The sequence below is a fragment of the Microbacterium azadirachtae genome (assembly GCF_000956545.1).
GTDB lineage: Bacteria > Actinomycetota > Actinomycetes > Actinomycetales > Microbacteriaceae > Microbacterium > Microbacterium azadirachtae.
The window spans coordinates 51,475-75,205 of record NZ_JYIT01000069.1 but is presented as its reverse complement, the minus strand read 5'-3'; the positions used below and the strand labels follow the sequence as shown (position 1 = coordinate 75,205).

19 protein-coding genes, 1 tRNA gene and 1 other RNA gene are annotated in these 23,731 nt (G+C 71.1%); 10 read left to right on the top strand and 11 right to left on the bottom strand.

The genetic code is table 11. The features are described 5' to 3' along the window. Positions 1-37 precede the first annotated feature (37 nt). From RL72_RS07015 to RL72_RS07000, 4 genes are read right to left on the bottom strand one after another with little or no spacing between them, the layout of a single operon-like run. Complete coding sequence (locus RL72_RS07015) at positions 38-961, bottom strand: diacylglycerol/lipid kinase family protein (protein WP_045250098.1); 924 nt, start codon at positions 959-961, stop codon at positions 38-40. A gap of 46 nt (positions 962-1,007) precedes the next feature. Beyond that, the gene (locus tag RL72_RS07010) at positions 1,008-3,989 is read right to left on the bottom strand and encodes a bifunctional [glutamine synthetase] adenylyltransferase/[glutamine synthetase]-adenylyl-L-tyrosine phosphorylase (RefSeq protein ID WP_045250097.1); all 2,982 of its coding nucleotides are present in this window, start codon (positions 3,987-3,989) and stop codon (positions 1,008-1,010) included. Positions 3,990-4,001: 12 nt separating this feature from the next. Beyond that, positions 4,002-5,339, bottom strand: coding sequence for a glutamine synthetase family protein (locus tag RL72_RS07005; protein WP_045250096.1), 1,338 nt, complete (start codon positions 5,337-5,339; stop codon positions 4,002-4,004). Between the two features lie 5 nt (positions 5,340-5,344). Beyond that, on the bottom strand, positions 5,345-5,590 hold the full coding sequence (locus RL72_RS07000; protein ID WP_045250095.1) for a hypothetical protein: 246 nt from the start codon (positions 5,588-5,590) through the stop codon (positions 5,345-5,347). Positions 5,591-5,656: 66 nt separating this feature from the next. On the opposite strand from RL72_RS07000, the gene ppgK reads away from it, so the two are divergent. Next, on the top strand, positions 5,657-6,400 hold the full coding sequence (gene ppgK / locus RL72_RS06995; RefSeq protein WP_045250094.1) for a polyphosphate--glucose phosphotransferase: 744 nt from the start codon (positions 5,657-5,659) through the stop codon (positions 6,398-6,400). A gap of 76 nt (positions 6,401-6,476) precedes the next feature. Here the strand turns inward: ppgK and rnpB are convergent. Together rnpB and RL72_RS06990 are read right to left on the bottom strand one after the other, a co-directional pair. Beyond that, an RNA gene (gene rnpB, locus RL72_RS19130) (RNase P RNA component class A) lies at positions 6,477-6,830 on the bottom strand. 12 nt (positions 6,831-6,842) lie between these two features. After that, positions 6,843-8,573 carry a bifunctional 3'-5' exonuclease/DNA polymerase gene (locus RL72_RS06990; RefSeq protein ID WP_045250093.1) on the bottom strand — a complete coding sequence of 577 codons (1,731 nt, stop codon included), beginning with the start codon at positions 8,571-8,573 and terminating at the stop codon, positions 6,843-6,845. 148 nt (positions 8,574-8,721) lie between these two features. Here RL72_RS06990 and RL72_RS06985 point away from each other — a divergent pair, with 148 nt between their 5' ends. Then, the gene (locus RL72_RS06985) at positions 8,722-9,561 is read left to right on the top strand and encodes an aldo/keto reductase (RefSeq protein ID WP_045250092.1); all 840 of its coding nucleotides are present in this window, start codon (positions 8,722-8,724) and stop codon (positions 9,559-9,561) included. Between the two features lie 30 nt (positions 9,562-9,591). On the opposite strand, the gene RL72_RS06980 is transcribed toward RL72_RS06985, so the two are convergent. Further along, the gene (locus tag RL72_RS06980; protein ID WP_045250091.1) at positions 9,592-10,347 is read right to left on the bottom strand and encodes a zinc ribbon domain-containing protein; all 756 of its coding nucleotides are present in this window, start codon (positions 10,345-10,347) and stop codon (positions 9,592-9,594) included. A 48-nt stretch (positions 10,348-10,395) separates the two neighbouring features. Continuing rightward, positions 10,396-10,800, bottom strand: coding sequence for a YchJ family protein (locus RL72_RS06975; RefSeq protein ID WP_045250090.1), 405 nt, complete (start codon positions 10,798-10,800; stop codon positions 10,396-10,398). A gap of 70 nt (positions 10,801-10,870) precedes the next feature. Between RL72_RS06975 and RL72_RS06970 the strand changes: the two genes are divergently transcribed. Beyond that, entirely contained in the window at positions 10,871-13,009 is a 2,139-nt protein-coding gene (locus RL72_RS06970; RefSeq protein ID WP_211256031.1) for a copper-translocating P-type ATPase, read from the top strand. Positions 13,010-13,034: 25 nt separating this feature from the next. Here the strand turns inward: RL72_RS06970 and RL72_RS06965 are convergent, their stop codons facing one another. Beyond that, a complete protein-coding gene (locus RL72_RS06965) occupies positions 13,035-14,165 on the bottom strand; it encodes an aminotransferase class V-fold PLP-dependent enzyme (RefSeq protein ID WP_045250089.1) in 1,131 nt (376 codons plus the stop codon). A gap of 42 nt (positions 14,166-14,207) precedes the next feature. On the opposite strand from RL72_RS06965, the gene RL72_RS06960 reads away from it, so the two are divergent. From RL72_RS06960 to RL72_RS06930, 7 genes are all read left to right on the top strand, one after another. Then, positions 14,208-14,280: transfer RNA gene (locus RL72_RS06960), tRNA-Val, on the top strand. Between the two features lie 146 nt (positions 14,281-14,426). Then, a complete protein-coding gene (gene aceE, locus RL72_RS06955; RefSeq protein WP_045250088.1) occupies positions 14,427-17,150 on the top strand; it encodes a pyruvate dehydrogenase (acetyl-transferring), homodimeric type in 2,724 nt (907 codons plus the stop codon). Positions 17,151-17,163: 13 nt separating this feature from the next. Next, positions 17,164-18,378 carry a PucR family transcriptional regulator gene (locus RL72_RS06950; protein ID WP_045250087.1) on the top strand — a complete coding sequence of 405 codons (1,215 nt, stop codon included), beginning with the start codon at positions 17,164-17,166 and terminating at the stop codon, positions 18,376-18,378. A 112-nt stretch (positions 18,379-18,490) separates the two neighbouring features. Next, positions 18,491-19,411: an ACP S-malonyltransferase gene (locus RL72_RS06945; RefSeq protein ID WP_045250086.1), complete on the top strand. Its 921-nt coding sequence runs from the start codon at positions 18,491-18,493 to the stop codon at positions 19,409-19,411. Further along, positions 19,408-20,406, top strand: a complete 999-nt coding sequence (locus tag RL72_RS06940; RefSeq protein ID WP_045250085.1) for a beta-ketoacyl-ACP synthase III — start codon at positions 19,408-19,410, stop codon at positions 20,404-20,406. The genes RL72_RS06945 and RL72_RS06940 overlap by 4 nt, the downstream gene beginning before the upstream one ends. A 64-nt stretch (positions 20,407-20,470) precedes the next feature. After that, positions 20,471-20,719, top strand: a complete 249-nt coding sequence (locus RL72_RS06935) for an acyl carrier protein (RefSeq protein ID WP_045250084.1) — start codon at positions 20,471-20,473, stop codon at positions 20,717-20,719. An 82-nt stretch (positions 20,720-20,801) separates the two neighbouring features. Beyond that, positions 20,802-22,043 carry a beta-ketoacyl-[acyl-carrier-protein] synthase family protein gene (locus tag RL72_RS06930; protein WP_045250083.1) on the top strand — a complete coding sequence of 414 codons (1,242 nt, stop codon included), beginning with the start codon at positions 20,802-20,804 and terminating at the stop codon, positions 22,041-22,043. A gap of 279 nt (positions 22,044-22,322) precedes the next feature. On the opposite strand, the gene RL72_RS06925 is transcribed toward RL72_RS06930, so the two are convergent. After that, a complete protein-coding gene (locus RL72_RS06925; protein WP_045250082.1) occupies positions 22,323-22,826 on the bottom strand; it encodes a DUF3145 domain-containing protein in 504 nt (167 codons plus the stop codon). Between the two features lie 145 nt (positions 22,827-22,971). Next, positions 22,972-23,574, bottom strand: coding sequence for a hypothetical protein (locus tag RL72_RS06920; protein WP_045250081.1), 603 nt, complete (start codon positions 23,572-23,574; stop codon positions 22,972-22,974). Positions 23,575-23,731 lie beyond the last annotated feature (157 nt).

Below are 23,731 nucleotides of genomic sequence, written 5' to 3'. Positions count from 1 at the left end.
GGCGACGTGTGCAGATCGCGCCCGCCGACGCAGACGCTCATGCGCGGACCAGCAGTGCCCCGGGCCGGATGCCGGCTGTGAAGGCGCGCACGGCACCGTGCTCCTCGCCGTCGATCTGGAACGGCTGCGCCGCCTCCAGCTCGACTCGGATCCGCTGTGCCGACGCATGGCGCACGACATCCGTGCTCGTGGTCTCCCCGCCGAGCAGACGGCGCAGCCCGTTGTCCCAGACCACGGTGCGGACGGTCTCGAACCAGTCCGCCACGCCGTCGGCACTGACGAGCAGCAGATCCAGCTCGCCGTCGTCGGGGACAGCATCGGGCAGCAGCGTGATGCCTCCCTGGATCGTGCCGCAGTTGCCGATCATCAGCGTGTGGATCCGCGCGTGGTCCGCCTCCTCATCGTCGAGGGAGAGCGAGGCCCGCACGAGCTCGGTCCCCGCCGCGGCCGCACCCAGCGCCTTCACGTAGGCCAGCCATCCCGCTTTCGCCTTGAGCTCGTCGTCCGTCTCCTCGAGCATGCGGGCATCGAGCCCCAGCCCGGCCATCACCACGAAGACGTGCTCACCCCGGTCGTCGCCGTCGGTCACCTCGATCGTCCCGACATCGATGCGGCGGGGCGCGGCGGCCAGGGCGTGCGCCACTGCGGCCTCCGTGCCGCCGAGGGGAACGCCCAGGTTGCGAGCGAGCAGGTTGCCGGTCCCGTGCGGCAGGATCCCGAGTGCGCTGTCGGTCCCGGCGAGCACGGCCGCGACCGCGCGGACCGTGCCGTCACCGCCGGCGGCCAGCACGAGCTCGCAGCCCGCCTCGACCGCGTCCTGTGCCATCGCACGCCCCGGATCGTCCTCCGTCGTCGTGTAGAACCGGATGTCGGCGTCGGGAGCGTCGCGCAGGATGGCCGCGCGCACCTCCTCCTCGGAACCGAGCTTCACCGGATTGCGGACCACACCGATCGTCGTCATGCCTCCAGCCTGCCTGCTCCCGGCGCGAACGGCGAATCGCCGCCGGTCAGCCGTAGAAGAGCGTCTCGAACACCTTGCGGGCGCGACGCGTGACGCGCAGGTACTCCTCCTCGACCGCGACGGCCGAGCGATCGGGGTAGCCGAGGATGCGGCCGACGCCGTCGAGCTCCCGGGGATCCGACGGGAGCACATCCTTGGTCTGGCCGCTGAGCAGCGTCATCGCCGAGCGCAGCCGGCTCGACAGACGCCATGCCTCGCGCAGCCGCTCCCCCGCATCCACCGGGACGAAGCCGGCTTCCACCGCGACGTCGAGTGCGGCGAGCGTAGAGGTCGTCTGCAGCGCGGGCACCGCGTGCGCGTGCTGCAGCTGCACGATCTGGATCAGCCACTCCACGTCGCTGAGAGTGCCGGGTCCGAGCTTCAGATGGCGCCGCGGATCCATGCCCTGCGGGAGCCTCTCCCCCTCGACACGCGCCTTGATGCGCTTGATCTCCCGCAACGACGCGAGGTCGATCGCCTCCGGATAGCGCACGCCGTCGGCCAGCATCATGAACCGCTCGATGAGCTTGTGACTGCCCGCCACGCCTCTTGCGCGCAGCAGCGCCTGCGCCTCCCACGACAGCGACCAGCGCCGGTAGTACTCGGCGTACGCGTCCAGGCTGCGCACCAGAGGGCCGTTGCGCCCCTCGGGGCGCAGATCGGCGTCCAGCTCCAGCGGCAGACGGTGATCGGTCAGATGCTCCCTGAGACCGGCGACCGTGCGCGCCGCGAGCTGCTGAGCGCGCTGCGGCTCGACGCCGTTCGCGTCGTACACGAACAGCACGTCCGCGTCGGATCCGAAACCCAGCTCCGCGCCGCCGAAACGCCCCATCGCGATGACCGAGAAGTCCAGCGCGTCGTCCTCCACCGGCACCACGTCACGGCGCACCGCGCGCAGAGCCGCCTGGATCGTGGCCTCGGTGATCGCGGTGAGGGCGACGGCGACATCGTCGATCGTGAGCACGTCGAGCACGGCGCCCATCGCGGTGCGCAGCAGCTCGCGTCTCCGCAGCGCCCGCACCGAACGCATCGCGTCCAGGATCGTGTCGTGCCGGGTCTGGATGGCACGCGCCTCCTCGTCCAGCGCCTGCCACGGGCGAGGCCGCAGCTGCTCGGTGCTCTCCAGCCACGCGACGGACTCGGGGATCCACTCCATCAGCTCGCCGATGTAGCGAGAGGTCGACAGCACCCGCGTCAGCCGTTCCGCCGCTCCCGAGGAGTCGCGCAGCATACGCAGGAACCAGGGCGTGTCGCCGAGGCGCTCGCTGATCCGCCGGAACGCGATCAGGCCGTAGTCCGGATCCGTCCCGTCCGCGAACCAGCGCACCATCACGGGCATCAGATGGCGCTGGATGGTGGCCTTCCGGCTGAGACCGGTGGTGAGGGCGCCGATGTGCCGCAGCGCGCCGGCGGGGTCGCGGAAGCCGATCGCGGCGAGACGATCGTGCGCCTGGTCGGTCGAGAGCGTGCGCTCCTCCTCGGGGAGCGACGCCACCGCGCTCAGCAGCGGACGGTAGAACAGGCGCGTGTGCAGATCGCGGACCTCGCGACGGACGTCCTCCCAGACCCTCCGGATGCCCTCCGCGGTGTCGGCGAGCCCTGTGGCCCGGCCGAGCACGCGCAGCGCCTCCTCCTCGCGGGGAACGAGGTGGGTGCGCTGCATCTCGCGCAGCTGCAGCCGGTGCTCGATGAGGCGCAGCACCCGGTAGTCGCGGCCGAACAGCGCGGCCTCGGCGCGACCGATGTAGCCGCCGTCGACGAGCGCGTCGAGGGACTCGAGTGTTCCCCGGGTGCGGATCTGCGGATCCGTGAGTCCGTGCACGAGCTGCAGCAGCTGCACCGTGAACTCGATGTCGCGCAGCCCGCCCGGCCCCAGTTTGAGCTGGTACGGCACGTCCTCCGGGGCGATGTGCTCGGTGACGCGCTCGCGCATGCGCTGCACGCTCCCGACGAAGTCCTCGCGTGCGGCGCTCGACCAGACCTTCGGCTGGACGGCCTCGATGTAGTCGCGGCCGAGGTCGCGATCGCCGGCGATCGCCCGGGCCTTCAGCAGCGCCTGGAACTCCCAGCTCTTCGCCCAGCGGTCGTAATACGCCACGTGAGAGGCCAGCGAGCGCACCAGGGCGCCCTGCTTGCCCTCGGGGCGCAGCGCCGCGTCGACCTCCCAGAGCGGCGGCTCGGCCTCGATCCCGGAGAGCACCTGCATCGTCTCCCTGGCGAGGCGCGTGGCGAGGTCGATCGCCCGGCTCTCGGACAGCAGCTCCTCGTCGGCGCTGCCGGCGACGTAGATGACGTCGACGTCGCTCACGTAGTTGAGCTCGCGCGCCCCGGTCTTGCCCATGCCGATGATCGCCAGGCGGGTGGACGAGACCTCTCGGCGCGAGTCCAGCGATGCTCCCGCGACGGCGGTGCGCGCGACGGCGAGGGCGGCCTCCAGGGCGGCCGACGCGGCGTCCGCGAGGGCCGATGCGACCGCGGCGACCGCCTCGACCGGATCCGCCGTCGAGAGGTCCCACACCGCGATCCGCACCACGGCGCGGCGATAGGCGATGCGCAGGCGGATCCGGGCGTCCGCGTCCCCGGTCGCGGCGAAGCCCTCCGTCGCGCCGACGGCGGCGAGCAGCCCGGCCCGCAGCTCGTCGGCGGTCGGGAGCCAGGCCGGCGCGCTGCGCAGCAGCGCGAGCTCCTCCGGACGGCGTTCGAAGAACCGGCCCAGACCGGGCGAGGCGCCGAACACGGCCCACGCCCTCGCCCGGGCGTCCGGATCGCCGAGCACCGCGGCGACCGCCGCAGGATCGCGGCGGCCGACGCGGATGAGCCCGGCCAGCGCCTCATCGGGGTCGGCGCTGCGCAGCCCCGCGATCAGACCGGCCGGGGGGACCCCCGCGACCTCCGCGAGCTCGCCCAGGCCTGCCGAGGCTGCGGACAGCCCGACGAAGCCCAGGCGGGCGAGCGCGGACAGCGAGAGCGAGTCATCGAACCGGGGCACGCCGCGCCTCGATCAGAGCAGCTCGAGGTTGCTCTTGAGCTCGAACGGCGTGACCTGACCGCGGTACTGCTCCCACTCCCTGCGCTTGTTGAGCAGCACGTAGTTGAAGACCTGCTCGCCGAGGGTCTCCGCCACGAGCTCGGACTCCTCCATGTACTCGAGCGCGTGGTCGAGGCTCGCCGGCAGCGGCGCGTAGCCGAGCGCGCGGCGCTCCGCATCGCTCAGCGACCACACGTTGTCCTCGGCCTCGGGCGGCAGCTCGTACCCCTCTTCGATTCCCTTGAGTCCCGCGGCGAGCATGAGCGCGTACGCGAGGTAGGGGTTCGTCGCGGAGTCGAGGGCACGGTACTCGATGCGGGTGGACTGGCCCTTGTTCGGCTTGTACATCGGCACCCGGATCAGCGCGGAGCGGTTCGCATGCCCCCACGTGACGAAGCTCGGCGCCTCGTCCCCGCCCCACAGCCGCTTGTACGAGTTGACGAACTGGTTCGTGACCGCGGAGATCTCGTTGGCGTGCCGCAGGAGACCCGCGATGAACTGCCGTCCGGTGCGCGACAGCTGGTACTTCGCGCCCTCCTCGTAGAACGCGTTCAGGTCGCCCTCGAAGAGCGACATGTGCGTGTGCATGCCGCTTCCCGGGTGGTTGCTCAGCGGCTTCGGCATGAACGTCGCATAGACGCCCTGCTCGATCGCCACCTCCTTCACCACGGTGCGGAACGTCATGATGTTGTCCGCCGTGGTGAGCGCGTCCGCGTATCGGAGGTCGATCTCGTTCTGGCCGGGACCGCCCTCGTGGTGGCTGTACTCCACCGAGATGCCGAGGTCCTCGAGCATCCGCACCGAACGACGGCGGAAGTCGTGCGCTGTGCCGCCAGGCACGTTGTCGAAGTATCCGGCCGAGTCGACCGGCACCGGACCCTCCGGCCCGAACTGCGACGACTTCAGCAGGTAGAACTCGATCTCGGGATGCGTGTAGAAAGTGAAGCCCGCGTCCGCCGCCTTGGCGAGCGTGCGCTTGAGCACGTGCCGCGGGTCGGCCACGGCCGGGCGACCGTCCGGAGTGGTGAGGTCGCAGAACATGCGCGCCGTCGGGTCGATCTCACCGCGCCACGGCAGGATCTGGAACGTGGTCGGATCCGGCTGCGCGAGCAGGTCGGACTCGAACGTGCGCGTGAGCCCCTCGATCGCGGAGCCATCGAAGCCGATGCCCTCCGCGAACGCGCCCTCGACCTCGGCCGGCGCGATCGCCACCGACTTCAGGGTTCCGATGACATCGGTGAACCAGAGCCGGATGAACTTGACGCCCCGCTCCTCGATGGTGCGCAGCACGAAGTCGCGCTGCTTGTCCATCCCGCTCATCGAGTGCCGTCCGCCCCGCCCCAGTCGTCCTCCGCGGCGTCCTGCTCAGCCCAGAGCCGCGAACGCTCCTTGAGCACCTGCGGCGCGCGGGCCGCCTCGGCAGCGGTGTCGAACGGGCCGATGCGGTCGAGCGAGGAGGACAGCATGCCGTGCTCGACCTGGCCGGTCTTGCTGTTGAACCAGTACTTCTCGTCGCCGAAGTCCTCGCCGTCGTACTTGTCGTCGCGCTGCGCGTCGCTCATCGCTGCTCCTCCTGTGTTCTTGTCACGATCCTACTGGGGCGTCCGCCTCTCGCTAGGCTGTTGCGCATGGCAAAAGCGATCGGCGTGGACATCGGCGGCACCGGCATCAAGGCGGGAATCGTCGACCTCGAGCACGGCACCCTCGACTCTGACCGGATCCGGATCCCCACTCCGAAGGGCGCCAAGCCCGCGGATGTGCTGGCCACCGTCAAGGAGGTGCTCACCACGCTGGGCGTGCAGGACTCGACGCTGCCCCTGGGCGTCGCCTTCCCCGCGATCGTGAAGCACGGCCGCACGCTGTCCGCCGCGAACGTCGCGAAGGACTGGATCGGCTTCGAGGCCGAGCGCTTCTTCGAGGACGGCCTGGGCCGCCAGATCACCTTCGTGAACGACGCCGACGCCGCAGGTGTCGCCGAGAGCCGGCACGGCGCCGCCCGCGACGCCCGCGGGCTCACGATCCTCGCCACGCTCGGCACCGGAATCGGATCCGCTTTCCTCTACGACGGCGTCCTGGTCCCGAACACCGAGCTCGGCCACCTGGACTTCCGCGGCGAGTCGATCGAGAAGTGGGCCGCGTACTCCGCCATGGAGCGGGACGAGCTCGACTGGGAGGAGTGGTCCGCACGCCTGCAGGACTTCTTCTCGCACGTCGAGTTCCTGTTCAGCCCCGACCTGTTCGTGGTCGGCGGCGGCGTGTCCAAGCACCCGGAGAAGTTCCTGCCGCTGCTCGACCTGAACACGCCGATCGTCGCGGCGATCCACCGCAACTCGTCCGGCATCATCGGCGCCGCCTCGCTCGCGGCCGACTGAGGCCGCCCTCGACGGGCGCTCCCAGAGAGAAGGCCCGGATCCGCTTCGCAGGGGATCCGGGCCTTCTTCATGCAGGGGAACGGGCCGGCCTGTACGCCGGGTTCTGTTCCGGGGCGAGCCCCTTCGACGGTCATCTCTCTCGGCGACGCGTTGCCGCGCCGCTCCAGCGGCCTACCCGGGGACTCGGCGGGCCGCGTCATCATCCCCTGTCTGGCCTTGCTCCGGGCGAGGTTTACCTGGCGGGCCGTGTCACCACGGCCCCCGGTGGTCTCTTACACCACCCTTTCACCCTTACCCCTTGCGGGGCGGTCTTCTCTCTGTGGCACTTTCTCGCGGATTGCTCCGGGTGGGTGTTACCCACCGCCCTGCCCTGTGGAGCCCGGACGTTCCTCGGGGCGGTCTCCCGCCACGCGACCGTCCGGCCGACCCGTTCTCCCCCAGTCTACGAGGCCTTGCCGGCATCCTCCGCGATGCGCAGGTCGAGGGGGATGTCGATCTCGAAACCGGGGAACAGCCGACGGGTGGCGGCCTCCGCCGACTCCCGCACCGCCCGCGCTGCCTCCTCGGCGAGCTCTGCGGGCGTGTGCACGATCACCTCGTCGTGCAGGAAGAAGGCGAGATGCGCTCTGCGGCCGAACACCGGGCCCGATCCGGTCGCCGGCACGGCGGCCTCGGGCAGCGCGCTCAGCCGATGGCGGATCTCCGCCAGCCACAGCAGCGACCACTCCGCCGCAGTCCCCTGCACGACGAAGTTGCGCGTGAAGCGTCCGCGGTCGCGTGCCCGGCTGCGGGCCGTGCGCTCGTCCGCGCCATCCGCCTCGGGATCGCTCGCCCGGGACTGCGCCGCCGTCCACGCCGCATCCGGGCGCGGTGAGCTGCGTCCGAGCAGCGTCGAGACGACGCCGCCGTCCTCGCCGGTCCTGGCGGCCCCGTCGACGAGCGCCATCGCCCGCGGGAAGACGCTGCGCAGGCGCGGGCCGAGGCGGCCGCTGGGGCCGGTCGTCGCGCCGTACATCGCACCGAGCACGGCGTACTTCGCCTCCTGCCGGGTCTGCACCGCGCCCGAGCGCACCACGCCCTCGTACAGGTCGGCTCCCCGGGCCGCGGCGGCCATCGCCCGATCCTTCGACATCGCGGCCAGCACGCGCGGCTCGAGCTGGGCGACGTCGGCGCACACGAGCGCCCAGCCCTCGTCCGCCCGCACCGCCGGCCGCAGGCTCCGCGGGATCTGCAGGGCTCCCCCGCCACTGGAGGCCCAGCGCCCCGTCACGACGCCCCCGGTCAGATAGACCGGGCGGAACCGCTCATCGCGCACCCACTCGGACAGCCACTGCCAGCCGTTCGCCGAATACAGGCGGGCGAGCTTCTTGTACGCGAGCAGGGGCTCGACGACCGGATGCTCGACCTCGCCGAGCTCCCAGCGCGACGTCGAGTCGACGAGGATCCCGGCCCGTCGCAGGGACTTCAGCAGCCGCGGCGGACTGTCCGGGTTCAGGGACGGATCCTCCAGGGTCGTCGCGATCGTCACGGCCAGCTCGGCCATCCGCGCCGGACGCGCACCCGGGACGGGACGCGGGCCGAGCGCCTCGGCGAGAAGGCCCTCGTGCACCGCCGTGCTCCACGGCAGGCCCGCCGCCGTCATCTCCTCGGCGACGAGAGCACCGGTCGACTCGGCGGCGCAGAGCAGTGCGAGACGCCCGTCCGGCGCCCGGCGCAGCGCCTCCCGCTGGCGGGCGTACTCGGCGAGCAGCTCGTCGATCTCTGCGGGCTCCTCGGCGGCGGTCGACGCCGACACGTCGCTCAGGTCGAACAGACCGGGCGAGGAGATCGGAATCGTGAGCGGATCCGCGCGCACCCACCGGGACGACGCGGCCAGCGGCTCGCGGAGGCTCGCCGTGTCGCGGAGGATCGCGTGACACAGCAGCAGATCGTGCGCGCGCCGGATCCGGATCCCCGCCGCCAGCAGCGGCGGGTAGACCTCACGAAGGCTCCGGACCACCCAGCGCGGCTTCGCCGCCTCCTCGATCTCGGCGAGGACGCCGTGCAGGTCGTCGGCGGCGACCTCTGCCTCGCCCCGGGACGCACCGTCCGTTCCGAAGCCGAGCAGTCGCCAGTGGCCCGACCGTGCGGACCGCCCCAGCACGACCTCGTGCACGGCGGCCGATTCGATCATGCATTCGAATCTACGCCCTCGCGCGCTCCCCGCACGACACAGCGGCCGTACGCGCAGGACCCCGCCGGGTTGTGTCGGCATGTATCGCGGACCTTGGGCGACCCCGGACGACGGCGGTTAGCGTGGAAGCACCGGAGAGGAGACCCCCATGTCCGATGCATCGCCCTTCACCGCCCACAACGGCTTCACCCTGCCGGCGCAGGGCCTCGGCACCTACGGGTTCCGCGGCGAAGCCGGCGCCGACGCCGTGCGCAGCGGGATCGAGACCGGCTACCGCCTGATCGACTCGGCGTTCAACTACGAGAACGAAGGCGCCGTCGGCTGGGGCATCTCGGGCGCCGCCGTCGATCGCACCGAGCTCATCGTGACCTCGAAGCTCGCCGGACGCCACCACGCCAGGGCGCAGGCGCTCGACGCGATCGAGGAGAGCCGATTCCGACTCGGGCTCGACGCGATCGATCTGTTCCTCATCCACTGGCCACTGCCGCGGCGGGACACCTACGTCGAGGCCTGGCAGGCGCTGGTCGAGGCGCGCGACCGCGGCCTGGTGCGCGAGATCGGCGTGTCGAACTTCCTCCCGGATCACCTGGAGCGCATCGAGGACGCGACCGGCGTGCGGCCCGTCGTGAACCAGATCGAGCTGCATCCCCGCTTCCCTCAGGACGAGGCGCTCGCCTACCACCGTGCGCACGGCATCATCACCGAGGCATGGAGCCCACTCGGCCGCGCGGGCGACGTGCTCGAGGCCCCCGCCCTCGTCCAGGTCGCTTCGGCCCACGGGATCACGCCGGCACAGGCGGTGCTGGCGTGGCACGCCGCCCGCGGCGTGGTGGCGATCCCGAAGGCGGCGACTGCCGAGCATCAGGCGCTGAACCTCGCCGCCGCCCAGGTGCGCCTGGGCGCGGAGGAGGTGGCCGCCATCACCGCGCTCGGCCGACCGGACGGCCGCCTCTGGGGCGCCGATCCGGCGACCCACGAAGAGTTCTGAGCCGCCCGCGATCCGCGGGCCGGAGCCCGATCAGTCGGCGGCCGGAGCGCTGCTTTTGAGCCCGGACTCCTCCGTGCGGATCAGGATGCAGCCGCACTCCGGGCAGGACACCACGTCGTCGTCGGCAGCCTGCCGGATGACGTTCAGGTCGGTGCCCGAGAGCACCATCCGGCACCCTTCACAGGTGGCGCGACGCAGCAGCGCGGCTCCCGCGGTGCGGCCGACGCGCCGCTGGTACTCCGCCATCAGCGACGGAGAGACGGAATCGACGAGCGCCGTGCGGTCGCGCGCGAGCTGCTCGCTCTCGGTCGTCGCGGCCGCGATCAGAGCCTTTGCCTCGGCCGTCAGCCGGGTGCCCTCGGCCACGGTCTCGTCGATGAGCGCCTGCTGAGCCGCGACCGCGGCCTCGGCCTCCTCCAACCGGCCCATGATCTCGAGCTCCGCGTCCTCCAGGTCGCTGATCCGGCGCACGAGGCTCGCGATCTCCTGCTCGAGGGCGACCGCGTCCTTCGGGTTCTGCGCGGCGGCGAGCCGCTCGGCGTCGCGGTCACGGCGCTGCGCCGCGAGAGCGACGTCGGACTCCAGGCGCTTCAGCTCGACCTGCACGTCGTCGCGGGCGCCGGAGAGCGCCGTCAGCTCGCGCAGCTGCCCCTGCCGCTGCGCGGCGAGCTCGTTGATCCGCTCTCCCTGCGCCGGGTGCGTGCGCGCGTAGTCGGCCTGCAGGATGCGGCGGTCGATGTCGGCGATGTCGAGAAGCACGAGCTGGTGCGCGGGGTTGGCTTTCACGCCCTCAAACCTACGCCAGCGGGACGCCCCCTCGTGAGCCGGAGCCTCTCAGGAGACGTCGCCGTCCAGGTAGAACCACTGCCCGCCCTCGCGCACGAACCTGCTGCGCTCATGGAGGACGCCGCGTGCGAGCGGATCGCGGTGGATCGCCTCGAACTCGACGACACCCTCCCTGTCGAACGGTCCGCCGCCGATGGTCGCGAGGATGTCGAGGCGCAGCCAGCGCAGATCGGCATCGAGCTCGAGCCGGGCCGGCCGCGTGGAGGCGTGCCAGGAGCGGAGCAGGTACCCGGCATCGCCGAGCGCGAACGCGGTGTACCGCGACCGCATCAGCCGCTCGGCGGTCGGCGCCGGGCGGCCGCCGAGGATCGGTCCGCAGCAGGCGTCGAGGATGTCGCCGCTGCCGCACGGGCATCGCTGCAGACCGCGCGCCGTCTTCCCTGCCTCGTCCATCGCGCTCAGCCTATTCGGTTTCAGGAAGCCCTTCAGGAATACCCCCTAGGGGTATATGGTTGGGCCCATCATGGATGAACGAAGCCCGCACGCAGGCCACACCGTCGACCACTCCGCGATGCACGATCGTCGTCCGGAGCACGACGACGCCATGCCGAGGGAACACGAGCACACCGCTCACAGCGACCACGGCGACCACAGCGGCCACGCCGCTCACGGCGGTCATGCCGGCCACGGCGACCACGTCGGCCAGTTCCGCCGCCTGTTCTGGATCATGCTGGTCCTCGCCCTTCCGGTCGTCGCGTTCTCCCCCATGTTCGCGATGCTCATCGGTTATCGGATCCCGGATCTGCTGGTGCTGCGAGCGATTCCGCCCGTCATCGGGTCGGTGCTGTACGTGTGGGGAGGTCGTCCGTTCCTGACCGGGGCCGTCGGCGAGCTCCGCGGTCGCCGTCCGGGCATGATGCTGCTCATCGCCTTGGCGATCACGGTCGCCTTCGTCGCCTCGTGGGGTGCGACCCTCGGGATCCTCGACCACGAGCTCGACTTCTGGTGGGAGCTCGCACTGCTGATCGTGATCATGCTGCTCGGGCACTGGATCGAGATGCGCTCTCTCGCGCAGACCACTTCGGCGCTGGACTCGCTCGCAGCGCTCCTGCCCGACACCGCAGAGCGCGTCGTCGGCGACGATGTCGAGGCCGTCTCCCCCGCCGAGCTCCGCGTCGGCGACGTCGTCCTGATCCGTCCCGGCGGACGGGTCCCCGCCGACGCGACGGTCGTACAGGGATCCGCCGACATCGACGAGTCGATGATCACCGGCGAATCGCGTGCCGTCGCCCGCACCGTGGGCGACACGATCGTCGCCGGGACCATCGCCACCGATTCGGCCCTGCGCGCCCGCGTGACCGCGATCGGCGACGACACCGCCCTGGCCGGCATCGGGCGCCTGGTCGCCGACGCGCAGGCGTCCTCCTCCCACGCGCAGCGGCTCGCGGACCGCGCGGCGGGATGGCTGTTCTGGTTCGCACTCTCTGCGGGTGTCGTCACCGCGGTCGCCTGGACGGCCCTGGGCCTTCCGGACGCCGCGGTCGTCCGCGTGATCACTGTGCTCGTGATCGCCTGCCCGCATGCGCTCGGCCTCGCCATCCCGCTCGTCGTGTCGATCGCGACCGAGCGCGCCGCCCGCGGCGGGATCCTGGTCACCGATCGCATGGCACTGGAGCGGATGCGCCAGGTCGACGCCGTCCTGTTCGACAAGACGGGCACGCTCACCGAGGGTGCACCCGCGGTGACCGGGATCTCCACGGCCGCCGGCTTCACCGAGGACGACGTGCTGGCCGCCGCCGCGGCGGCGGAGACCGATTCGGAGCACCCGCTGGCAGCGGCGATCCGTTCGGCCGCGGAGAGCCGGGGACTCGCGCCGGCGGACTCCTCGCACTTCCGCTCCGAGCCGGCGCTGGGCGTCCGCGCCGTCGTCGCCGGGCGGGTCGTCGAGGTCGGCGGGCCCGCGCTGCTCGAGCGCGCCGGCGTCGCGGAGCTGGCCGCCGCCGAGGACTGGCGCGCCGAGGGGGCGATCATCCTGCACGTGCTGATCGACGGCGCCGTCGCAGGAGCGCTCCGTCTCGCCGACGCGATCCGCGAGGAGTCCCGCACCGCCGTGCGCGCCCTGCAGCAGCGCGGGATCGACGTGGTGATGATCACCGGCGACGCCGAGACGGTCGCGGCACGCGTGGCCGCGGACCTGGGCATCCCGCGTTACTTCGCCGGAGTGCGCCCCGAGGACAAGTCGGCGCGCGTCGCCGAGCTGCAGTCCTCGGGCCAGGTCGTCGCAATGGTGGGCGACGGCGTCAACGATGCTCCAGCGCTGGCCAAGGCCGATGTCGGCATCGCGATCGGCGCGGGGACGGATGTGGCGATCGGATCCGCCGGAGTCGTGCTCGCGAGCTCGGATCCGCGCTCCGTGGTCGCGACGATCGAGCTCTCCCGGGCGGCCTACCGCAAGATGCGGCAGAACCTGTGGTGGGCGGCGGGCTACAACCTGCTCGCGGTCCCGCTCGCCGCGGGCGTGCTCGCGCCCATCGGCTTCCTGCTGCCGATGTCGGTCGGAGCGATCCTCATGTCGGCGTCCACCGTGGTCGTCGCGCTCAACGCGCAGCTCCTGCGCCGGCTGGACCTGCGCCCCGAGAGCGTCAACGCGTCCAGGCGCTGAGCGCGCGCGGACGACCGGACCGGGCTCAGCGCCCGATCCGGTCCAGCGCGTCGGCGAGCCGCTGCACCGTGCCGTCCACGTCGGCCAGCTTGTCGAGTCCGAACAATCCGATCCGGAACGTGGAGAACGCCTCGGGCTCGCCGCAGTGCAGCGGCACGCCGGCCGCGATCTGGAGCCCCTGCTCGCGGAATCGGGCCCCCGTGCGCAGACCGGGATCCGATGTGTGCACCACCGCGACGGTGGGCGAGGCGAACCCCGCCGCGGCGACCGACGGCAGCCCCCGCTCCGCCAGCAGCGCACGCACCCTGGCGCCCAGGTCCCACTGGGCGGAGCGCAGCGCCTCGAACCCGCGCTCGCGCGTCTCGGCCATCAGGACGGCGTTGTGCCGCAGCGTGTCCGTGGGCATGGTCGCGTGATACGGCGCCCTGCCATCGCGGTACTCCTCCGAGATCCAGAGCCACTTCGCCAGATCCAGCGCGAAGCTCGAGGAGGTCCGCGAGCTCACCGCATCCCGGCCCGCCTCGTTCAGCATCACGTACCCGGCGCCCGGGGATCCGCTCCACCCCTTCTGAGGTGCCGAGATCAGCACGTCGACGCCGAGCGCCGCCATGTCGACCCAGAGCGCGCCGGAAGCGATCGCGTCGAGCACCAGCAGACCGCCGACCTGGTGCACGGCCTCGGCCAGAGTCCGCACGTAGTCGTCGGGCAGCAGGATGCCTGCGGCGGTCTCGACGTGCGGTGCGAAGACGACGTCGCTGCGCTGGGCCCTGATCGCGGCGACGACCTCGTCGATCGGTGCCGGCGCCCAGGCCGCCTGCACGTCGTCCGAGTCCGGACGGGCTGTGCACACGACCGTGCTGCGGGCGATGTCGCCGGCCTCGAGGATCTGCGACCAGCGATAGGAGAACAGCCCGTTGCGGACGATCAGGCAGCGCCGCCCGGTCGCGAGCTGGCGTGCGACGGACTCCATCGCATAGGTCCCGCCGCCGGGCACCACCGCGGTCGTGGTCGCACCGTACGCGGCGCGCAGGTCGGCCTGGATGTCCTGCATGACCGCGACGAACCGCGCGGACATGTGGTTGAGGGAGCGGTCCGTGAAGACGACCGAGTACTCCAGCAGGCCGTCGGGATCGACATCGTCGTGCGGAAGGTCCATGGCCCCACCCTGGCACACCGGCCCCGCTAGGCTGGAGGGCACGCGCCTATAGCTCAGTTGGTAGAGCACGTCGTTTACACCGATGTGGTCGGGAGTTCGAGTCTCTCTGGGCGCACCTCGATGCTCGTCACCGCGTGCACCCGCGCATCCCGATCGGGGCTAGGCTGACAGACGCGCGCTCTTGTGCGGAGTCGACAAGCCTCCCCCGCGACGCATCCCGATTTCGTTGGCAAGACCTGCCAGACAGACGAAAGGCCTCCTGTGACTGTTCACGACCAGGATCCGTACTCCCAGGGCCCGCTCGACAGCGATCCCGAAGAGACCAGCGAATGGCAGCAATCGCTCGACGAGCTCGTCGGCGCGAAGGGTCACGGCCGCGGCCGCGAGATCATGCTCAGCCTGCTGAAGCGCTCCAAGGACCTGCACCTGGGCGTGCCGATGGTTCCGACCACCGACTACATCAACACGATCGCCCCGGAGAACGAGCCCGCCTTCCCGGGTGACGAGGAGCTCGAGCGTCGGTACCGCCATTGGATCCGCTGGAATGCGGCGATCACGGTGCACCGCGCGCAGCGCCCGGGCATCGGCGTGGGCGGACACATCTCGACCTACGCCTCGGCCGCCTCGCTGTACGAGGTCGGCTTCAACCACTTCTTCCGCGGCCAGGACCACCCCTACGGCGGCGACCAGATCTTCTACCAGGGCCACGCCTCCCCCGGCGCCTATGCCCGCGGCTTCCTCGAGGGCCGGATCACCGAGCAGCAGCTCGACGCGTTCCGCCAGGAGAAGTCCGGCGCGCCGAACGGCCTGCCGTCCTACCCGCACCCGCGGATGATGCCGGAGTTCTGGCAGTTCCCGACCGTGTCGATGGGCCTCGGCCCGATCAACGCGATCTACCAGGCGATGACCAACAAGTACCTGGCCAATCGCGGCATCAAGCAGAACGACTCGCACGTGTGGGCGTTCCTCGGCGACGGCGAGATGGACGAGGTCGAGTCGCGCGGCCAGCTTCAGGTTGCCGCGAACGAGGGTCTGGACAACCTGACCTTCGTGATCAACTGCAACCTGCAGCGCCTCGACGGCCCGGTGCGCGGCAACGGCAAGATCGTCCAGGAGCTGGAGAGCTTCTTCCGCGGAGCGGGCTGGAACGTCATCAAGGTGGTCTGGGGCCGCGAGTGGGACGACCTGCTCGCCCGTGACACCGACGGCGCGCTGCTGAACCTCATGAACGTCACCCCGGACGGCGACTTCCAGACGTTCAAGGCGGAGTCCGGCGCCTACGTGCGCGAGAACTTCTTCGGCCGGGACGAGCGCGCGCTGGCCCTGGTCAAGGATTACTCCGACGACGACATCTGGCACCTGCGTCGCGGCGGCCACGACTACCGCAAGGTGTACGCGGCCTACAAGGCGGCCATGGAGCACAAGGGCCAGCCCACGGTCATCCTGGCGAAGACGGTCAAGGGCTACGGCCTCGGTCCGCACTTCGAGGGCCGCAACGCGACCCACCAGATGAAGAAGATGACGCTGGACGACCTCAAGCTGTTCCGCGACACCATGCACATCCCGATCTCGGACGCGCAGCTCGAGGCCGACCCGTACCGCCCGCCGTACTACCACCCGGGGCAGAACGACGAGACGATCCAGTACATGCTGGACCGCCGTCGCGACCTCGGCGGCTTCCTGCCCGAGCGGCGCACCACGCACGTCGGGCTGGAGCTCCCGCAGGACAAGGACTACGCGCTGCCGAAGAAGGGCTCGGGCAACCAGGAGGTCGCCACGACGATGGCCTTCGTGCGCATGGTCAAGGACCTCATGCGGGTGAAGGGCTTCGGCGAGCGGATCGTCCCGATCATCCCGGATGAGGCGCGCACGTTCGGCATGGACGCGTACTTCCCGACCGCGAAGATCTACAACCCGAACGGCCAGAACTACACCTCGGTCGACCGGGAGCTGCTGCTCGCGTACAAGGAGAGCCCGCAGGGCCAGCTGATGCACGTCGGCATCAACGAGGCGGGAGCCGCCGCCGCGTTCACCGCGACGTCGACCGCCTACGCGACGCACGGACAGCCGCTGATCCCGATCTACATCTTCTACTCGATGTTCGGCTACCAGCGCACCGGCGACGCCTTCTGGGCCGCAGGCGACCAGATGGCCCGCGGCTTCATCATCGGCGCCACCGCCGGCCGCACCACGCTGACCGGTGAGGGAACCCAGCACGCCGACGGCCAGTCGCCGCTGCTCGCCTCGACCAACCCGGCCACGCTCGTGTACGACGCGGCCTACGGCTACGAGGTCGCACACATCGTGCAGGACGGCATCGAGCGGATGTACGGCGGCACTCACCCCGACCCCGACGTCATGTACTACCTCACGGTCTACAACGAGCCGATGCGTCAGCCGGCCGAGCCGGAGGACGTCGACGTCGAGGGCATCCGCAAGGGTCTGCACCGCGTGTCGGTCGGGTCCGGCGAAGGTGAGCGCGTGCAGCTGCTCGCCTCGGGCGTGGGCGTGCCGTGGGCCGTCGAGGCCCAGGAGCTGCTGCTCGCCGACTGGGGCGTGTCGGCGGACGTCTGGTCGGTCACCTCGTGGACCGAGCTGCGCCGCGACGGCCTCGCCGCCGACGAGCACAACTTCCTGCACCCGGAGGAGGAGCCGCACACGGCCTACCTCACCGAGAAGCTGAAGGATGCGCAGGGCCCGTTCATCGCGACGAGCGACTACATGCACGCCGTGCAGGACCAGATCCGCCAGTGGGTCCCCGGCGCGTACTACACGCTCGGCGCCGACGGCTTCGGCTTCGCCGACACCCGTGCCGCCGCCCGCCGGTTCTTCAAGATCGACGGCCCGTCGATGGTGGTCCGCGCGCTGCAGGCGCTGGCCGACCAGGGCCGCATCGACCGCTCGGTCGTGGGCCAGGCGATCTCGAAGTACGACCTGTACAACGTGAACGCGGGAACCAGCGGCAACGCCGGCGGCGAGAGCTGACCCGCGCAGCACGATGAGCCGACCCCCTGAGATGACCAAGGAGGAGACGCTGGCGTGGCTGCGCCGGATCTCCGGTGATCTCGCCACGGCCACCCTGCAGCGTCTCGAGGACTCGCTGCCGTGGTACGCCGAGATGCCGCCGGCCCGACGCTCCGCCGTCGGGCTGGTGGCGCAGGCGGGCATCACCTCCTTCATCCAGTGGTACGACGATCCGACGTCGACGCCCTGGATCGCCGCCGACATCTTCGCCGCCGCCCCGCGCGAGCTGCTGCGCAGCGTGAGCCTGCAGCAGACCCTGCAGCTCATCCGGGTCACGGTCGAGGTGACCGAGGAGCGGGTGGCCGGCAAGGGACGTCATCTGCGCGACGCGATCCTGCTGTACTCGCGCGACGTGGCCTTCGCCGCCGCCGACGTGTACGCCCGCGCGGCCGAGGCCCGCGGACTGTGGGACGCGCGCCTCGAGGCCCTCGTCGTCGACTCGATCCTCACCGGCGAGGCCGATGAGGAGCTGCCCAGCCGCATCGCGGCGCTCGGCTGGCACGGTCACGGCGAGGTGTGCGTGATCGTCGGCACGACGCCGCCGCAGTTCGACGTCGATCAGGTGCGCCGCACGGCCCGCAAACTGGCGGTCGACGTGCTCATCGGCGTGCAGGGATCCCGCCTGGTGCTGGTCGTGGGACGCGCGAAGCCGGCGACGGCGGAGGACGACGACGCGGACGAGTTCTCGTTCGCCGAGATCGCCCGCACGTTCGAGCCGTCGTTCGGCCCCGGGCATGTCGTGGTCGGCCCCGCCGTGGCGGCACTCGTGGATGCGGGGCAGAGCGCCCGCGCGGCCCTGGCCGGATTCGCCGTGGCGCGCGCGTGGCGGGGCGCGCCGCGTCCTGTGGACGCCGACGAGCTGCTGCCCGAGCGCGCGATCGCGGGCGACCCGCTGGCGAAGCTGACCCTGATCGAGCGCGTCTTCCGGCCGCTGAACGACCACTCCAGCGATCTCGTGACGACGCTGTGGAGCTACCTCGACAACGGCCGCTCCCTCGAGGCCACCGCCCGGGAGCTGTTCGTGCACCCGAACACGGTGCGCTATCGGCTCAAGCGGATCAGCGAGGTGATCGGCTGGGACGCGACCGGTCCCCGCGAGGCGTTCATCCTGCAGACGGCCCTCGTGCTCGGCACGATCGGCACGGCGGATCCGGTCCGCCGCGGGCTGCGTCCGCGTCGCCCCCGCTGATCGGGGTCCCGAGTCCGTTCCGCCCGCGATCTGTGGATCGCGAACAACCGATTTCCGGATTCTTGTGAGGGTTGAGCCACCGAATCCGGCCGATCGTTGGCAGACTGGGAACGTGATCGTCTTCGCATGCCCAGGACAGGGCTCCCAGACCCCCGGCTTCCTCTCCCCCTGGCTCGAGCTCGACGGCGTCGCCGAAGACCTGGCCGCCTACTCGGAGGCCGCCCAGGTCGACCTGATCGAGCACGGCACGCTGTCGGACGCGGACACCATCCGCGACACGCGGATCGCGCAGCCGCTCATCGTGGCCGCGTCGCTCGTCGCGGAGAAGGCCCTGCGCGAGCGCGCCGGGCGCGCGGCGGACGGCATCGCCGGGCACTCCGTCGGCGAGTTCGCCGCGGTCGTCGGCGCCGGCGTCATCGACGCGCCGACCGCCATGCGTCTCGTGGGCATCCGCGGCCGCGCCATGGCCGACGCCGCCGCCAAGACGCCGACCGGCATGAGCGCCGTGCTCGGCGGTGACGAGGAGGCGGTGCTCGCGCTCCTCGCCGATCTCGACCTCACGCCCGCCAACTACAACGGCGGCGGTCAGATCGTCGCGGCGGGCGCGCTGCCCGCCCTCGCGGCCCTCGCGGAGTCGCCGGTGCGCGGCTCCCGGGTGATCCCGCTGCAGGTGGCCGGAGCGTTCCACACCGACTACATGTCCTCCGCCGTCGCCGCTCTGCGCGAGGCCGTGGCGGACGTCGTGCCGGCCGATCCCCGCGTGACCCTGTGGACCAACAAGCACGGCTCCGTGCTCGCCGACGGCGCCACGGCGCTGGAGAACCTCGTGACGCAGGTCTCCTCCCCCGTGCGCTGGGACCTGTGCATGGCGTCGTTCGCCGAGAACGGCATCACCGGCCTGATCGAGCTGACGCCGGCAGGCGCGCTCACAGGGCTCGCCAAGCGCGGCCTCCGGGGCGTCCCCGCCGTCGCCGTGAAGACCCCGGAAGACCTCGACGCGGCGGTGGCGCTGCTGAACGGAGAAGCAGCATGACCACACTCAAGCAGGCCACCGGCCCCGCCTACACGCGCATCTACTCCGTCGGCGCCGCGCGCGGCGAGAACGCCGTCCCCAACGAAGACCTCATCGGCCCGATCGACTCGAGCGACGAGTGGATCCGGCAGCGCACCGGCATCGTCACGCGCACCCGCGCGGTCCCCGAGACCGATGCGATCGACCTCTCGACCGCCGCGGCCGCGGAGGCCATCGAGCGCTCCGGCGTGGCCGCGTCCGACATCGACGTGGTCATCGTCGCGACGATCAGCAACCCCAAGCAGACGCCCTCCGTCTCAGCGATCGTCGCCGACCGCGTGGGCGCGAACCCCGCCGCGGCCTACGACATCAACGCGGCATGCGCCGGCTACGCCTACGCGGTGGCCCAGGCCGACGCGCTGATCCGTGCCGGAGCGGCCCGTCATGCCCTCGTGATCGGCGCGGAGAAGCTCTCCGACATCGTGGATCCCACCGACCGGAGCATCTCCTTCCTCCTCGGCGACGGGGCGGGCGCCGTCGTGATCGGCCCGAGCGACACCCCCGGCATCTCCGCGACGGTGTGGGGCTCGGACGGATCGAAGGCCGACGCCGTCGGCATGAACCACACCCTCACCGAGTTCCGCGACGGCAAGGCGCCGTGGCCGACGCTCCGCCAGGAGGGTCCGACCGTGTTCCGGTGGGCCGTCTGGGAGATGGCGAAGGTCGCCAAGCAGGCCCTCGAGCAGGCGGGAGTCGAGGCATCCGACCTCGCCGCCTTCATCCCGCACCAGGCGAACATGCGCATCGTCGACGAGTTCGCGAAGCAGCTGAAGCTGCCGGAGACGACCATCATCGCCCGCGACATCGAGACCACCGGCAACACGTCTGCCGCGTCCATCCCGCTCGCCACGCACCGTCTGCTGGCCGAGCACCCCGAGCTGAGCGGCGGCCTGGCCCTGCAGATCGGCTTCGGCGCCGGTCTCGTGTTCGGCGCGCAGGTGGTCGTGCTCCCCTGACCGGGGCCCGCCGACTCCTAGACTGTTCACCGGTTCCGAAACCACCCCATAGAAAGAGGAAATCATGGCTTTCAGCAACGACGAGGTCCTCGCCGGCCTGGCAGAGCTCATCACCGACGAGACCGGCATCGACGCCTCGGAGGTCGCCCTGGAGAAGTCCTTCACGGACGACCTGGACATCGACTCGATCTCGATGATGACGATCGTCGTCAACGCCGAGGAGAAGTTCGGCGTCACGATCCCCGACGACGAGGTGAAGAACCTCAAGACCGTCGGGGACGCCGTGAACTTCATCGTCGCCGGCCAGGAGTGACACCTGCGGATGCCACCCCCGCAGCCGCGGGGCGTGGCATCCTCCGCTTCCCCCTCCCCCGCTCCCCTGAGAAGGATCACGCATGACCAAGCGCATCGTCGTCACCGGCATCGGTGCTACGTCCGCCCTCGGCGGCACCGCCCCGGAGAACTGGGCGAACCTGCTCGCCGGCGTCTCCGGCACGCACACCCTGACCCACGACTGGGTCGCCGAGCACCAGCTCCCGGTGACGTTCGCCGCTGAGGCGTCCGTCCGTCCGGAGGAGGTGCTGCCGCGTCACGAGGCCAAGCGTCTCGACCCGTCGGTGCAGTTCGCCATGATCGCCGCGCGCGAGGCGTGGGAAGACGCGGGAGCACCCGAAGTCGCGCCCGAGCGACTGGGCGTCGACTGGGCCACCGGCATCGGCGGCCTGTGGACGCTGCTCGACGCGTGGGACACGCTGCGCGAGAAGGGCCCGCGCCGGGTGATGCCGCTGACGGTCCCGATGCTGATGCCGAACGCCGGCGCCGGCAACCTCTCGCTCCACTTCGGCGCGAAGGCCTACGCCCGCACCGTGGTGAGCGCGTGCGCCTCGAGCACCGAGTCCATCGCGAACGCCTACGAGCACCTGCAGGACGGGCTCGCCGACGTCGTCATCGCCGGAGGCGCGGAGTCCGCGATCCACCCGATCACGATGGCTGCCTTCGCCTCGGCGCAGGCGCTCTCGCGCCGCAACGACGACCCCGAGCACGCGTCACGGCCCGGGGCGATCGACCGCGACGGCTTCGTGATGGGCGAGGGCGGTGCCGCGCTCGTGCTCGAGACCCTCGAGCACGCCCTGGCTCGCGGTGCCAAGATCTACGCCGAGATCGTCGGCGGCGGTGTCTCCGCCGACGCCTACCACATCACGGCGAACGACCCCAGTGGTGCCGGCGCGACGCGTGCCGTCGAGGCGGCGCTCGCTCAGGCGGGCGCGACCCCCGACGAGGTCACGCACATCAACGCGCACGCGACGTCGACCCCGGTCGGCGACCCGAACGAGTACGAGGCGCTGAAGAGCGTGTTCGGCGACCGGATCGACGAGATCCCCGTGTCGGCCACCAAGGCGTCCACCGGGCACCTGCTCGGCGGCACCGGTGCACTCGAGGCGGTCTTCACGATCCTCGCTCTGCGCGATCGCGTCGCGCCGCCCACGATCAACATGACCGAGCCGGACCCCGCGGTCCCGTTCCGGCTGTCCGTGGAGCCGCAGCCGCTCGGCGACGGTCCGCAGCTCGCGATCAGCAACTCGTTCGGCTTCGGCGGGCACAACGCGGTCGTCGCGATCCGCTCCTACGACGACTGACCCCGCCTCCACGAGCATCGCCCCGGGCGCTTCCCCATCGAAGCGGTCGGGGCGATTCTCGTTCTCTTCGGTTGTGCTGTTCTGTTATCTCCGGTTGCGGATCGGGGATACGCTTTCTCGGTCTCCGGGACACTGCTCTCCGACTCCCGATAATCGCGCCTCCTCCGATCCTCGTCCCTTCGTGTCGCGCTCCGTTCTGTGATGGAGCGCGACACGAGTCCTTCTGCTGTCAGCCGGCCCGCCGGCTCAGCGGCCTATCCCACCTGCCAGCGCAGCGGCCTAACCCACCTTGTGCAGCCACACGACGCGCGCGTCGTCGCTCGCGTGGCGGAACGGCTCCAGCTCCTCGTCCCATGCGGTGCCGAGCGCCACGTCGAGCTCGCGCTGCAGCTCCACCGGGCTGCCCGCGGCGATCTCCATCGCGTAGCGGATCCGATCCTCGCCGACCACGATGTTGCCGGCCGCGTCGGTCTGCGCGTAATGCACACCCAGGTCGGGCGTGTGCAGCCAGCGCCCGCCGTCACTGCGCGGAGTGGGGTCCTCGGTCACCTCGAACCGGAGGTGCTCCCAGCCGCGGATCGCGGTCGCGAGCGCGGCACCGGTGCCGACGGGGCCGTCCCAGTAGAACTCGGCCCGGCGGGCGCCGTCGAGCACGGGCTGCTCCGACCACTCGAAGTTGACGGCGCGCCCTATAGCGCGCCCGACCGCCCATTCGAGGTGCGGACAGAGCGCGCGCGGTGCCGAGTGGATGTACACCACTCCGCGTGCTTGTGCTGTCGCCATGGGTTTCTCCGTTTCATCAGGTGCGTCTTCCCCTACGACCTGATCCGCGAAGCACGGCGGGTATGCGGTTATGCGCCCATTCTCACCGATGCCCGAAGAAATCACAAGCATGTCATTCCACGGAGGTGTCGGCGATCGGCGGACGTCACCAGTGGTAGGTCTGCTCCGGCCCGTCCTGTCCACGCAACCGCCAGTAGTCGCCGGTCACCTGGGCGCCCGGCAGCGACCGCAGTCCGTCCACGAACAGCGGGTCGTCGTTCGGGTCGGTCGTGGTGCGGGTGTTGACGAACAACTGCCGCCCGTAGTGCCGGCTCTCCAGATCGACGACCCCGCCCGGGACGGCCTTGCACGCAGCCCAGATGAACGAGGCGGTGTCGGCCAGAGCCGTGCGATCCGACTCTCCGTCGACCGCGAGGTGGCAGTCCTCACGCGCGACGGTCACCTTCAGTGCCGCCGCGGGTCGCATGGCGGACTCGACGGCCTCGTGCCAGGTGCGCACCATCGTGAGCAGCTGATCCGACGTGACGTCGTGCGTCGTCGTCACCATCGTCTCGACGGAGGGCTGCCGGTCGAAGGACGCGTCCTGGCTGCGCGTCTGCACGGAGGCCACGCCCGGCAGATCGAGCACCACCTCACGCAGCCGCTGCCCCTCGTCGCTCGTCGACGCCGCGCAGCCGGCGAGCAGGACGAGTGCAGTCCCCGCCAGCAGAGCCGTCGCCCGCGCACGCAGGTCTCTTCGCCGCACCATGAGCGCCCCCCGGTCGTCGAGAGCCGTCTCGCTTCGCGTACGGCACGTTCCCGAAGCTAGCACGAGGGCGGGACCGACCCTCAACGAGTCGGGGTGCCCCGACCACGCGAAGGGCCCTCGGCAGCGCCGCTCCCGTCTCCTGTGGAGGGTGCGCGAA